General features: G+C 50.1%; 14 protein-coding genes. 8 read left to right on the plus strand and 6 right to left on the minus strand.

Translation table 11 applies throughout. The features are described from left to right. The first annotated feature begins 163 nt into the window (after window positions 1-163). Both CFT65_RS18870 and CFT65_RS00320 read left to right on the plus strand, forming a co-directional pair. The gene (locus CFT65_RS18870) at window positions 164-913 is read left to right on the plus strand and encodes a hypothetical protein (protein WP_141103791.1); all 750 of its coding nucleotides are present in this window, start codon (window positions 164-166) and stop codon (window positions 911-913) included. A gap of 109 nt (window positions 914-1,022) precedes the next feature. Continuing rightward, window positions 1,023-1,538: a hypothetical protein gene (locus tag CFT65_RS00320; RefSeq protein WP_088826073.1), complete on the plus strand. Its 516-nt coding sequence runs from the start codon at window positions 1,023-1,025 to the stop codon at window positions 1,536-1,538. A gap of 339 nt (window positions 1,539-1,877) precedes the next feature. On the opposite strand, the gene CFT65_RS00325 is transcribed toward CFT65_RS00320, so the two are convergent. Then, a complete protein-coding gene (locus CFT65_RS00325; RefSeq protein ID WP_088826074.1) occupies window positions 1,878-3,380 on the minus strand; it encodes an ankyrin repeat domain-containing protein in 1,503 nt (500 codons plus the stop codon). Between the two features lie 630 nt (window positions 3,381-4,010). Between CFT65_RS00325 and CFT65_RS18980 the strand changes: the two genes are divergently transcribed. After that, on the plus strand, window positions 4,011-4,178 hold the full coding sequence (locus CFT65_RS18980; RefSeq protein WP_172408395.1) for a hypothetical protein: 168 nt from the start codon (window positions 4,011-4,013) through the stop codon (window positions 4,176-4,178). Window positions 4,179-4,360: 182 nt separating this feature from the next. Then, window positions 4,361-4,708 (plus strand): hypothetical protein, encoded by a 348-nt coding sequence (locus CFT65_RS00330; RefSeq protein WP_088826075.1) that lies wholly within the window; start codon window positions 4,361-4,363, stop codon window positions 4,706-4,708. 259 nt (window positions 4,709-4,967) lie between these two features. Here the strand turns inward: CFT65_RS00330 and CFT65_RS00335 are convergent, their stop codons facing one another. The 5 genes from CFT65_RS00335 to CFT65_RS00360 form a co-directional block, all read right to left on the minus strand. Further along, complete coding sequence (locus CFT65_RS00335; protein WP_088826076.1) at window positions 4,968-5,402, minus strand: hypothetical protein; 435 nt, start codon at window positions 5,400-5,402, stop codon at window positions 4,968-4,970. 454 nt (window positions 5,403-5,856) lie between these two features. Beyond that, on the minus strand, window positions 5,857-6,210 hold the full coding sequence (locus CFT65_RS00345; RefSeq protein WP_088826078.1) for a hypothetical protein: 354 nt from the start codon (window positions 6,208-6,210) through the stop codon (window positions 5,857-5,859). 114 nt (window positions 6,211-6,324) lie between these two features. Next, complete coding sequence (locus CFT65_RS00350; RefSeq protein ID WP_088826079.1) at window positions 6,325-6,564, minus strand: hypothetical protein; 240 nt, start codon at window positions 6,562-6,564, stop codon at window positions 6,325-6,327. Window positions 6,565-6,755: 191 nt separating this feature from the next. Next, window positions 6,756-7,406, minus strand: a complete 651-nt coding sequence (locus tag CFT65_RS19130; protein WP_228705743.1) for a hypothetical protein — start codon at window positions 7,404-7,406, stop codon at window positions 6,756-6,758. Window positions 7,407-7,889: 483 nt separating this feature from the next. Next, complete coding sequence (locus CFT65_RS00360; protein ID WP_088826081.1) at window positions 7,890-8,312, minus strand: hypothetical protein; 423 nt, start codon at window positions 8,310-8,312, stop codon at window positions 7,890-7,892. A 91-nt stretch (window positions 8,313-8,403) separates the two neighbouring features. Here CFT65_RS00360 and umuD point away from each other — a divergent pair, with 91 nt between their 5' ends. From umuD to CFT65_RS00380, 4 genes are all read left to right on the plus strand, one after another. Further along, window positions 8,404-8,835, plus strand: a complete 432-nt coding sequence (gene umuD, locus CFT65_RS00365; RefSeq protein ID WP_088826082.1) for a translesion error-prone DNA polymerase V autoproteolytic subunit — start codon at window positions 8,404-8,406, stop codon at window positions 8,833-8,835. A 2-nt stretch (window positions 8,836-8,837) separates the two neighbouring features. Then, entirely contained in the window at window positions 8,838-10,118 is a 1,281-nt protein-coding gene (gene umuC / locus CFT65_RS00370) for a translesion error-prone DNA polymerase V subunit UmuC (RefSeq protein ID WP_088826083.1), read from the plus strand. 377 nt (window positions 10,119-10,495) lie between these two features. After that, window positions 10,496-10,819 (plus strand): HipA N-terminal domain-containing protein, encoded by a 324-nt coding sequence (locus tag CFT65_RS00375; RefSeq protein ID WP_088826084.1) that lies wholly within the window; start codon window positions 10,496-10,498, stop codon window positions 10,817-10,819. A gap of 297 nt (window positions 10,820-11,116) precedes the next feature. Beyond that, a complete protein-coding gene (locus CFT65_RS00380) occupies window positions 11,117-13,333 on the plus strand; it encodes a hypothetical protein (RefSeq protein WP_088826085.1) in 2,217 nt (738 codons plus the stop codon). Window positions 13,334-13,437: the final 104 nt, after the last annotated feature.

A 13,437-nucleotide genomic window follows, 5' to 3' on the forward strand; every position in this document is an offset into this window, starting at 1 on the left:
ACACTTATCTATTCAAACTGTTTTACCAAGTTGGAGTGATCGGGATGTTAGCCAGCATCTTGGTCAATTCCACATGACCAGTTGGTTAACGGGATGCTAACTACGCTGCGCTGCCTCCTGCCACCATGACGTTATAGGTTTTGTCAAAGTTGATGCTTAAATCATGAAGCCTGAAATAAATATTTTGAGAACCCCATATGAAATATGGGAAACGCGCGAAGCGACAGCTGACGATATAGCCCAATTCCTGAAAGAAGGTAAGAACGTTCCGCCAGAAATAGAAACTAGAATCAGAGAAACTGTTAGCACCCCACTCGAAGCCGTGTCCTATAGTGTGCGTGTAGAAGCAACAGATAATCGCTTCGAGAGGTTCATAGATAGGCAGTTGGAGTTATCTCAAGGCTACAAAACATTGAGGCAATCAATGTCGTCGCAAACTCCACAATCTATTTCTGATTATCAAAACAATTACCCCGTGAATAACTTGGAAAAAGTTTCTTGTGATATAGATTCCTGCGGCAGTACGGTTGGCGTTGGCACAGTACTGTACCACGGAGGGTATTGCCCCGTAGATAGCGGTAAGGGCTTTACTTCAGATCGTCCTTTTTCGACTAGTTTTTGTCCGCAAATTGCTCTGAGAAATGCAATTTGGGGAGGAAAAGCATTCGATGCAGGTGTAATTCACTTGATAATAATTCGTGTAGCTGAGGAAGTAACCAAAGCATTCGCTACCAGGTTAAATGGAACGCGAAAAGGGCATGAAAAGGAAGTGGTATTTTCAGCTGGAGCTTATCTCTATATTCGTAGTAAAAGTCTCGTAACGAATAGCTACAAGGTGGGTAAAGTTAATAGTCGAATGTTCTTGGATAACAAAACAGTTCCTGTTTATGTGTTTGAGGCAGAACTTCGTTAATAAGCAACACTATAATAATGGTAGGCACGGCGACACCTTTTTCGTTGCGCTTTCGCCTTCACTAAAAAGCCACGCATGCTAGCGGAGTTAGGCTTTAAGGAGAAATGATATGGAATTTTTAGCTCCAATTTTTAAAGTTCTAGCTTTTATACCTGGATTAAAAGACTGGGCGACTCGCCGATTTAGTAAGTTAGAAGTTACCCCTGTCAACGGACCTGGTAACAATATATTCCATTTACTTGATAATGAAAGTAAGTTTTTCGTCAAGTTGCAGTTCGTCGTTAAGGCCTATACAGATATGGAGTTAGTTGATTTAAGGATGATATATGGCAAAGGCTTTAAGACAACTGACAAAACCGTTGTAATTAATAACGAAGAACTAAAAACTGAAGGAAATTATCGTCTTAAATCAGCAAAGGAAATTCGAGCTGGTAAAATTTACCAAGTGTTCTTATCAGAACGTTTCTTCCAAACTGGTCACGAAGAGGACTACAGAAGTGTAATTCTAGAATTTGACTTAAGTGCTCCTTTTATATCCGGCATAGTCACAACTTCTGCACCATTTAAACTCAGTGCGGGCGGTGAACTTTTGCCCGCCGAAACCAAAATATGCAGAATCAGGTAAGGCAGGATAACAAGTTTAGTCAGCCTCACCCAGCCAAAAGGCGGCTGGGTTGGACCTCCGTTTCGGCGATTCGCGCCTACAATACCGCCGCTTCTAAAAGCGTTATTGCACCAGCTGAATGTTCGCTTTGCGACCAAGGCGACTCAGGGACCTCAGCTAAACAGAAGCGGACATTAGTAATCGCTTTTTAGAGATTCATGCTTCCATGTGGGAGCTGCCACGATGCAGTGGCGATCGCATCAAAATGGATAGAGCCTTAAAGGCTGTTGGGTGGCATTGAAGTAATGACACGAAAAGGGCCTTCCGTTATGGATTTAACCGTTCAGTTCTTGCTGACCATTATAGAGCTTTTTCGAGGCTTGAGATTGAGTCAGAACATCTGCACAAACCCTTTTCCAGTTTCGATCGTGCCATTTGAAGCGGTGTTTGACCTTCTTTGTTCCGCAGTTGTTTCTCAATACCGCCAGTGCCCAAAAGGACCAACAAGGTTTCGGGATCAACCTGTAGTGCTGCATAGTGAAGTGGCGTGTTACCGAGGTCATCTTGAACATTGATTTTGGCGCCATGGGACAGAAGTGCTTTGGCGTAATCTTGTCTCCCGATTCGCGCAGCGGCATGAAGAGGAAAGGAATTATGCCTTTCACTACTGGTGCTGCCATAAGACTCTGCTTTATTGACTAGACCGTCGTGTTGAATCAGGTAATCAAACATCTCGTCTTTACGTTGATATATTGCCGTTTGCAGGAGAAGGCGCCCATTATGTCCAGTGCTGTGTAGTGAACCGCCAAGTTCGACAATGGTTTTAAGCATTTCGAGATTACCGTCAAATAAAGCAGTCTCTTCCAGGTATTCACCCGACGGTACGTAGCTTTTTTCGGAAGCTACTTTCAGTCCGGCTTCGTGCAATATTATCAGTTCTTCAACGCCTGAAGGTTCAGAGTGATAGGGTCTCAAGGATGTCCACGGTAAACTGTCACTTACGGCCCAAGTCATTGCACTCAACCGATAGGTGTCTTCGTCGTCGTCATAACCGCAACCAACAGATCGCGCTCGCGGATCAGATGCGAGCATTCGCAGTCCTTCGTCGAAACCGCCAACTTGAGCTGCGTAACATAGAGGCGTCATGCCGCTACCGTGTTTTCCATCCAGAATCGCCGGATCTGCCCCCAGAGAAAGGAGCGTTTTGAGCATTTCGGGGTTATTGTGAATCACCGCGTAGTGAAGCAGAGTGCGCCCAAATGTATCTTTTGAATCAATGTCAAGCGCTGAGACTGCAGACGGATCTGGATAGAGAACGCCATTATAGTAAAGCTCTGCCGGTATATCGCCTTTTAACTCCTTATGACCGCGCATATTCGATGCCGCCAGTAGGTTAGTAACTGCGCTGTCAACTCCCCCGTATTGGTATTCTTCAACCGCATAATCAAGAGGTGTTTTTCCATATTCATCCACTGGCGCTGGATCAGCGCCTGCCTTAAGTAACTCCTCAACAAATAGCGGATTATGCTTCGCCGCTATGTGAAGAGGCGTCCGATTTTCAAAATCTCGATGGTTGGGACCTGCGCCTGCTCTGAGGAGGATCGTTGCACAATCCGTGGCTTCAGGTCCAAGTTCAATTGCTATACCAAGAGCATGCCCCAATTCGTCTGCAGGAATATCTCTGGATGCGCGCTCCTCCTCCAGGGTCAATATCAGTGACTCGGTATTCATGTTTTTGCAAGAGGACGCTGCCCAGAGGATAGGACTGTTCAGCAGCTCGTTCATTGAAAGTCGCCCGGTACAAGCTGAAATGAGTGAAGCAACAACTATCAAAATGCAGAAACGAGAAAAAACGGTGTTCATGGGACCTCCGTGCCGCTTGTTGGACAAAAGGCTACCAAACTCGCCGGGGAGAAACTTCTTCCTCGCGTAAAACACTGTTAAATGAGTTTTCGACTGTGGTTGAGGTCGGCAGGAAATACGGTTTAGTTTGTTCGAACAGTGCTTCGCCTTGCTTGGAGCCTTCGGGTCTCAAGGGTCAATTCTCGATCGGAACCAAACGCAATGGGTCTGCGATCAATCAAGGCACACCAAAAGCGAAAATAATTGCGGTGTCTGATGGGGCTTTAGTTTTACCGTTTTTAAGACTACTTCTCATGCTCCAAGAGTGAGCCTCTGACCTATCCCAAATGTCCGCTTTGCGACTAGGTCGGGCCCCTCTAATTCCTAAACAAAAGCGGACATTCGAGTCAGGGCTTTTCCTGAGCCTCAAAGCCAATCACAGCCTTCTCATCCAGTATGATTGGCGGAGCAAATTGCAGACGCTGAATGATTACATGGCATAGATGTCCATGCTCGGCTAAGTTATTGTTTCATTGGTGCATGTGCGGCGCAATTGATGATTCAAAGTCAGTGATAGTGACGTAGTCAAATTTTTGCAATGATAAAGCGCACTGCCAAATTGATGTTAGGGCATTTACAGGTTATCGAATTATGCGGTTTCTTCTTCTATTCATAGTGTTTGCTTTCCATCCGGTTTTATTTGCAGAAACCTCATTGTGCGTAGCTGATGCAGGAGCAATTGTTGAAGATGGTGGTGGACAGTCAGCCAAGGCTTGGGTTGTTGATGTTGCGGTCGGATTGCCCTTGAGCATTACCTGAACCGATGCAGTGGTGATTTTCAGTGCGCTATTGAAACCTATAACGTCGGCCTCACTGGAATGAAACAGAAGAGATTCTAGGCTGCAAGAGCACGCTATATGGAAAAGCACTGGCGTCATACCAGCATGATCTTGGCCACCCGGTAATAACCCAGTCACAGGAAGCTTAAGAAGGGGATTTGTATGATGTACGCTTCACTCAGAAACGTAGAAAGCAGTGATCAGGTTGGAATTTTGGTACTCGGTGAAACGGCGTTTTGGTTCGTTATCTGGATTATTATTGAAGCTTTTATTGGCGATCCCATTGTGGATTTTGCTCGTGGCTTTGTCTCCAAAACAGCCCATTTGTTTGGTGCTCTTGGTCTCGATATGATCCAGGGTGCATGGCGGTGGTCGATGTCATGGGTTCAGGATCTTCGGGTGATCGGTACCGGGGACTTTAAGGATTGGATGAGTCGTGCTTTCTACCTTTGGGCCTGTACAGGACTTCCGATGATTTTGTATCAAGGGTCGAAAAGTGGGAAATCGTAATTAAAAACCCCGCCGTTGAGCAAGGCGTTTGGTTGTGTAAACACGCCTGTTTCAGTTGCACCGCCGATTAGAGTTTTCCGCCCGTTGGTGTTTAGCCAGATATTCCCGTGGCGTCAGGTTTCCAGTAAATCGGAGGGGGAGGTTACGGGGTCACGCGGCCCGTGAAACGGTCCGCTTTGTGGTCAATCTGGACGTTCGCTTTGCGACCTAGGCGCACCTAAACAAAAGCGGACGTTTTCCGTGTCCGGTTCCCCTGCCGTTAAGTGTTAGCAGCACGCATCCACTTCGGAGCTCCCCAACTATCGTCCTCTGAAAATGGATCGGGGTCCTCAAGATGTGTTGGTACCGATCCATCACATTCACCATGCTCATCGACCGTGGTGATTTCTGGGCGATCTACACCAGTGCAATAAGCCAACGCTTTCAGCTCCGTGGCAACAAACGGATCGATCTGGTGTTTGTCGTACAATCGCTCCTGCAATAGCGTCAATGCCATGATGTTGTTTTCATTGAGCACCAACTCTGAATCGGCGCGTTTCGCCTTCACAATTTCTTCTAACGTCTTCCGCTCAATCCAGGACAAGTCTCTATAAATGTCGTTTAACGGGTGGTCCTGTGGAAAGACGCTGGGAGCTGAAAGAATTCGCGAACCCATAGCTGCGAGGGCGGTATGTGTTTCTGTGCTTGCGGTCATTACTAAAATTCCTCAATAAATAAAGTTCGTAGCCAGAATTGCATATTCCGCCGGAGGTGCAAGGCCAAAAGTCGGCCCAAACCTGTAACGAAATGTGTGTTTTTATTGCAGGAATTAGCTGGCTAGTCCTCACGCCAATTGGACCGGCACAGGCGCATCTGCCGGAACTCGAATTCGGCAGTAGACCTCGAGGTCAAAGCTGACAATCATCTATGGGCCAGGGAACAGGTCAAACCGCGCCTTGGCCGGTGCCGCGAATCTCTTGGTATCGCTCTAGTGTTTCCAAGTTGTCATAGCCATTCTCGGTGGCGATGTCGTCCAAGCGCAGGCCGTCTATCTTTACCATTAGTGGCCTGTAGTCTTGTTCCAGAACTGGGGCAAGGGATTCCTGAAGCGCGTTTGACAGGGCACTGCGGCCCAATTTGAACTCTAGCAGCTGCGCCAATGTCCTGATTTAAAACAGTAGCTCACAGCCGTGCGGGAAAGCATACTGCCTCGCAATCGGCTCTGCTGAAGTGATGCAGGTTTCACCGTGGCGATAGTGATGCCGATTGCAGTCGTTACCGAGACCCTGTTCGAGAATAGGCAAAAGGTGATCTCTAAGCCTTGCCCATCCAAGCATACTTGCTATGTTCTTTTCGGCAAATTCAAACAGGTCGCCAAACGCATCAATCCAGCCGCTGTCCCGAACCATATTCAAACCACCCAGTCCATGACGATGAATATGAGGGAGAAACAGGGAGCTGGTGCCGTGGAAGAAGGGCACCTTGAACGTCCCGTTTTTATCTAGCAACTCGTTGGATTTCATACAAACCTTCCCTGTCCTGTTCCGAATCGAGGAGTGTCGCGAACCTTTTGAGAGACTGCAGAGGTTTTGACCGACCGCCTTCCATAGTGTTCTGCTCAGACGCCCAGAATCCGTTCACTCTTTGACAATGACTCGCCAATACCCTTCATAGCGGAGGCCGTCGACGCTCTCTCTTGGGGTATCGGATACGACCTCGTACATCTTTCCTTCGAAGATCCCATCGGCAAGACGATCTGCAACAACGCGACTGGCTGTGCGCTCCAGTGTCACTCTGTGGTGGGGCTCCACTTCGCGCGCACGTGAGTCCCCCTTCCGATCGACAGCCCACCATTCAAATTCAAAACTTCCTCTCATTGGTCCGTTCCTTTTCCAGAAAAATCAATGCAGAATTGCTTGAGATCATCCACGCTGAGTTGTCGATTAAATCATTTTTCTGGGTACGACTCTGCAGGCCAGCTTTCGTTTTCCAGCATTTGCGCCTCTGGCTTGAGATAGCCCAGCTGTTGCTCGCACGAGTGAAACTTGAGGCCAGAATTCAGGAAAGGCTACAAGAAACCATCATCGGAGCTGCCGAAGCTGCCGATGCCAAAGTCGCTATCCATCCCAGTCCCGATACCCATGCTGTCATCCATGCCGATGCTGGAGCCCATAGTGTCGTCCATGCCAGTGCCCATGCTGTCATGTAAACCCAGGCTCATACTGTCGTCACTCATTCCGTAAACGTTACCGCCTACATCAATCATACTGTTGACCATAGGCAGGCCGGTCGCGGGGTTGATGCCACCGCTTGCGATACCGTCGTCATCGCCTAGTGGGCTGGAGCAATCACTAAACAAGTCGTCTGTGAACAGGCTGTCATTATCGGTCACTGATTCAGTATCTGAATCTGCCAAAATACCTCCCGCCCGGCTGATCTCTTGCCAGTCGGGAGATGTCACCATTGGCTCTCGAACTGGCTCAGGCTCCGATTCTGGCTGAGGCGTCTTCAATCCCAGCCCGTCATGGCTGACGTACTCCTTACCCTCGTGGACGGTGTAAACAGTGTATTCGTCAGGCTTCAGTTCATCGCTTTTGGTGAACAGGGATTTCAGGGTTTTGAACATAACGGCATCATCCAGATTCATAAATTGAGTTGCTTCTCCGCAACCTAGCACACAACCAAAAAGATCAAAGCGATTGCCTGAGGAACCGATCACTCTCAGGCTCCATTAGCTCTGGCTTTGTTTTCCTCGTCGTCATTAATTCAAATACAGCTCCATCTGCTTGAATTAGCGCCGAAGTCACAGCTCATGAAAGCCGCGAAGTCTTCATCGAAACTGGCAACCGGATGCCTTGCTGCACTAGCGAACTGATCAAGATAATCTTCGGTGATCTCCTTTTCCTCGGTGATGCCTGCACCGGCGTTAGACGCTCATACCCAGACCTGAACTAAGTATCCTTATCCTTAGTCACCGACAGTGCCCGATTTTTCACCTTCGCGCGGATTTGCTCAGGGCTTGAATACATCCAGCGGGCCGCGATACCGATCGCCTCTCCCGGGCTCGCGGTCTAACGGGCGTTATGCTTTAGTGTGAGCGTGCCAACGCATGAAAAGGGTCTTAGGATTGGATTGACTCCGGGCGCTCTCCCAGGCAAAGGGCGTCGTCCGATCAAAAAATAACTAGATGGAAGCCTTCTTCTCATTTCTCATCGCGTAGTCGGATTGCAACGACCGCGGCGAGGACAACCGCACCAGTACGCTGCGCGTCCTCCGCAAACGCCCAATCAGAGCCCATAAAAGCGGTTAAGATCAGCGAAAAACACGCCACAACAGCTGGCCAACCCCAAAGAAATTGCGCCTCTTTCCCGAGCATCTTTTTCACTGCAACGCTCGAGTAAACGCACGCAATCGCAGTGGCCACCACTTGAAATGTCGGCGCAACAAACCATTGCGCCTGTTGAGCCAGATCCACACCAAAAGACGTTTTAAGGAACGAGGTAAGAGCGCTCAAGATGAAAGCTGCCAAAAGCCCTGACGCAGACAGGATCACCAGCCCGCGAAAATAAGACCAGGCAATCTCAAAGACGCGAGATTCCACAAGGCTGGTTGCGCGATTCGACATACAAAACTCCGGTGGGCGCGTCAAAGCGGTCGTAAAACAACGGGCCAGAACTTATACTGTATATTTAAACAGTATCAAAGAAGTCAGCACGATGCAGATTAAAGACATATTCTCTCCGACTTTGGGCCGCAAGCAACCCGGCATTCCGTTCTCGGGTGATACCGTCCAGGCCGGTTTTCCATCGCCGGCCCAGGATTACACCGAAAAGACGCTCTCCCTGGATGAACTATGCATCCGGACACCGGCCGCGACCTTCTTCGTCCGCGCTTCGGGAACGTCTATGGAAAAGGCTGGCATCCATGACGGTGACGTTCTGGTTGTCGATCGAAGCCTGCCGCATACCCATGGAAAAGTCGTTATTGCCACGGTGGACGGGGAATTTCTGTGCAAGAGGTTGGACTTGAGCAATCGGGACAAGCCGGTGCTTCGGGCCGAGAGCGATGATTACCCGGATATTACGCTCAGAAACGAATCTGAACTGGAAATCTTCGGCGTTGTGACAACGGTGGTGCATTCAGTCTGACCATGAAGCAGGTCTACGCACTATGCGATGTGAATGCCATGTATGCGGCATGTGAGTCCATCTTTGACCCCAGACTCGTTGGCCAGCCCGTTATCGTGGCCAGTAACAATGACGGCTGCGCGGTCGCCCGAAATAAAGAGGCCAAGGCTCTCGGAGTCAAGATGGGGCAGCCGATCTTCGAGCTGCGAGAGCATGTCGAGAAGAACCGCTTGGTCGTATGCTCCTCCAATTATGCTTTGTACGGCGACATGAGTTTTCGCTTCATGCAGGCTCTATCGACATGTTCCCCAAGGGTCATGCCCTATTCAATAGACGAAGCGTTCCTGGATCTGACCGGCATCGAATCGGTGGTGTCGTATGAGGACTTTGGGCATCAGGTGAAAGACCAGGTGAAGCAGTGGACCGGCCTTCCGATTTGCGTCGGCATCGCTCCCAGCCCCACGTTAGCGAAGCTGGCAAACCACGGTGCCAAGAAGTATCCGGCGACCCGAGGCGTCGTGGACTTAACCGATCGGGACCGGCAGCGCCGCCTGCTCAACCTGGTATCGGCGGGCGAGATCTGGGGAATTGGCTCGAAATTGAGTAAGAGGCTGGCGGATCTTGGGATTGAAACCGGTCTCCAGTTGGCTGACGCGGACGCCAAGTGGATTCGCAAGCACTTCAGCGTCGTGGTCGAACGCACAGTAAGGGAACTCAACGGGATTCCCTGCCATAAGGACATCCTGGAAGTCGCCCCGGCAAAAAAGCAGATCCTCTGCTCGAAGTCCTTCGGGTCGCCTGTCACTGAACTCGATTCCATGCTTTCCGCTGTATCGCACCACGCCACGCGGGCAGCCGAGAAACTCCGCAAGGAAAACCGTGAGTGCGGATATCTGGCCACGTTCATGTCGACAAGCCGGTACCGGTCTGGTGAGCACTATGCGAACCAGAGGGGCATTGCTCTACCTTATCCTACCGCAGACACCCGCGAGATCTGTCGCCATGCGGTTGGCTTGGCCCAGTCGCTCTGGCGGGACGGGTACAAGTACAATAAAGCAGGGATCGTGCTTTCGGATTTCCGGGTGCCTGGCGCTTGTCAGTCGGATTTCTTCAGTCGGATAGAGGACGATGAGAGGGATCAGAATCTGATGCGGACGCTGGACAAAATCAACAGCATCGCCGGAAAGAACACGGTTCAGTTTGGCCGACAAATTCACAAGAACACGAGCTGGCAGATGCGTCGGGAAAACCTGAGCCCCGCGTACACCACTCGCTGGGCCGATATTCCGAAAGTGAAGTGCTAGAGCCAGCCACCGAAAAAAAGTTGGAACTTTTGGGGTTGCATCTCCGACGACTTGTGTAAAGATGACCACCATCAAGCAGAAAAGCGGCACGAATTCAGTCGCAAGGCTCAACCAAATAAGCAGCCCGGCTCCGGGGTTAATCGAGGAGCAGCTCAGCCGGCGGTAGCTGTAAACACCGGCAGTCGATCACGGAGTCTGATGTGCACCAAAGCGCATCTCCTCCTCTCCGGGGATCGTCCGCAGCCCTGCGTTTTGGGCAATGAGGATAAAACCCCGTGGAGCCTGGCTTCACGGGGTTTTATCTTTCTAAAATCTAATCTGAGGCGCTTTGCTCTACAGAAAAACCCTAGCCATCCACCAGCGAGGATACAGAATCCATGAGTCGTTCTAGCACAAAAGCAACGGTGTATATGCATGGCGAAATTGCCGGGACTCTAGAGCGTTTTGGTAGTCGAGTAAGGTTCCAATACGACAAACAGTATTTAAAGCTTGGGCAACAACTGAGCCTTAGTCTACCCCTTCGAGCCGAACCCTATGAAACAGCAGGCCTGCCCGCCTATTTCAGTGGTCTCTGTTCAGAGGGTTGGCTCAGGAGAGTGCAAAGTTTTGAACAGAAAATAGATCCTGCTGACTCTTTCTTACTATTGATAAACAACGGACGAGATCTTGCTGGAGCGGTCACCATAGAACCGATCGACTAAAGCAATTACTAACCTGTCTTTGGGGGATGGTTACAGTCTACCGCTGGCCGCCAGCTCTGGGAGAGCAGGATTTTTCCATTCTTCCAGCATTTAGGTTCTACACGCTACACAACCTGAATTTGACTCCTACAGAAAACCACTCTAGTCTAATCAAACGCTTATCTGCGGTCGGCTATCGAGCTTGATGCTCACTTTTCCGCTCCCCTCTGCTGCACGGGAGGTTTCAACTGCAGGCCAGACTTTCGTCTGGTGCGTGATCCCTATTGTGAAACCTCATCCCATAGCGAGGAGAAAACCATGTGCAGGATTGATGCGCCTTACGTCAATCGCTCCCTTGATGAAAAATCCGACCCAAGTGAACGCTTTATTCAGGCGCTAGACGAGCGCGGAATTGACGGTCATTTCCGGGCGTTACTTATCAAACATTTTTGCGAAAACTGGTGGTGCGTGTTTGGGCGCGTGTCTGCCTTGGAAGATGCCCTAGATACCGTTCGGCAGGAAACCTCCGACGCGGAGAAGGGAGCGTCATTCCTTTGCTCCACTCCGTTGGTAGGAAAGCTGAATATCGAATTGCTGGAAAGACACCCCCTCGTGCCCCGGCACATACGTGTGGCTGATCGTGATTCTGCAGTGTACGACTTCGCGCAAGATGTGGCTCAGACGTACTTTTCAGATTCGCCCTACGCACTATATGGCGCCCTCAAGAACTCTGACTCGACCTCTACCTTACCACCGTCGTTCGATGGGTTTGTAACGGCACTTTTCGGCGGCGAATTCTGTTTCTCTCGTTCACTGTTCGACGATCCTGCGCTCAATGCCGAAGGAGAAATGACAAGAAACGACATGCTCTGGGGATTCTTCAACACTATGTCCCGGCATGACGATGGCAACCAGAATGAAATGACGGGCATATGCGCCCCCCAAATTAAGAACCTGATTTCCGTTGCCTCGCTGCAGGTTCATGATGGCCCGCCAACCCTCGGTTCACAAAAGTTCCTGCAGGGCATCAGGTTCCTGAAAACGTGGGTCGCTTCCGATGCCGCGGCCAGAAGACTGAACAGTGTCTATGAGGGAGTGTTTCAAAAACTAGATATCGAGTGGTCAGAACTCTTTAGAATCTTAGATTCGACAGCGTCGACGCACGCTTCTCTCAGCGAACCATCGGACACTGCCTACCAATGGCTTGTAAAAATCAAATCAACACTTCATGAGACGTTCTGCATCCACATGGATCTGTTGGCGGCCAATGACGTTCAGATTGAACAGTGGGCTTCACAACTGAACACCTGCTTTCAGTCTCTCAGCTTTCGCTACCCTGACATCCTAAAGGAACCCCCGGAGGAACGGGACGCCACTGAAAACGAACATTTGAAACTCATCTGCTCGCAGCTCACCAACTACCAGATTGAGTACTGGATTCAGTGGTCAATCCGGAGAGATATTGAGTCGGAACTGTCGCGATCCGACGGGCTACTCCCCAGCAGAGAATTCCGTGGTTACGAAAGCAGGAAGTGGTGGGCGTCGGACTATCCGGCCACCTGGAAAATTAAACTCGAAGAAGAACTCAACAGCCGGGATATCGAGGCCAAACTGACAATCCTCTCAGGTGCTTTACGCCGCTTACCTCACGAGGCCGCTGCCCGTGAATACCTGGCGTGGTGGAACGGGTTGCTCGCAGGCCTAATTCACGACCCCGAGTTCCCGCCTTCTCTAATCCCTCAGTGGGCGATTGCTGCCGCTGACAGGTTGGATAAAGAGTTAGTGACTCCCTACATCGATAAAAGCCTAGGGCTGCTTCGTGGTGAACTGTCTAATGGGGCGCAGCCTTACCATAACAAGCAGCTTGAGGAATTATTGAACAAGCTGTCCTTTTTCAAACCATCGAAAGCACTGCGGCATCGCCTCATGCTGATGCGTTCGTCAAACATCCCGTTTTCTGACGAGTCGATTTCTCGCTTCAATCCAGTAAACAGTGAGAAAGCTATTGGCTGGTACTGGCCCCTGAAGGAAGTGGCCAGGGATCGGTTTTCTAAAACCATGCAATTGAGCCGTCCGCAGAGCCGTGAAGAAAGCGAGCAGGCCGAAATGGCATGCTACGAGACGTTTGCACTCGAATTGGTTGAATTCTGCCTGAGCCGCCTTCGCCTCCGGAAAGGAGAGAAGCCCAAAGATGGCAAATACGATGCTAGCCAAGTAACTGAAAAATCCCCCATCTGGCGCCAGGGATATCTGAAGGCGTTACTGGAACTCGGCCTTGATCCCAACGGTAAGGCCCATAAAACGGTCTACTTCACCAAACAGTTCGATCCTGATGAAAATGTTCGAGCGGTTGCAAAAGAGTGTTATCGGGCTGTCCGCCGAGAGGCCAAAAAGAACCGGAGCATCCAGGATTTCAAACGCGGACTGATTGCCGCTGAATGGTGGTTGTTGATGAGTCAACGGCTTGAACTCAATCTCGAAGTTAACCATGAGGAAGCACTCAAGACCCGGCGCAACTTGTTGCGCAACCCGTAACCAACCGAAAACCTGACCCCAAAACCAAGTGGTGTACTGGAGCCTGATGCTCCTACCCTGACGCCCCGCGTCCGCCATGTAAAAACTTCACGGTCCGTAAAACG

Origin of the sequence: Marinobacter sp. es.048, assembly GCF_900188435.1 — a bacterium.
Classification (GTDB): Bacteria; Pseudomonadota; Gammaproteobacteria; order Pseudomonadales; family Oleiphilaceae; genus Marinobacter.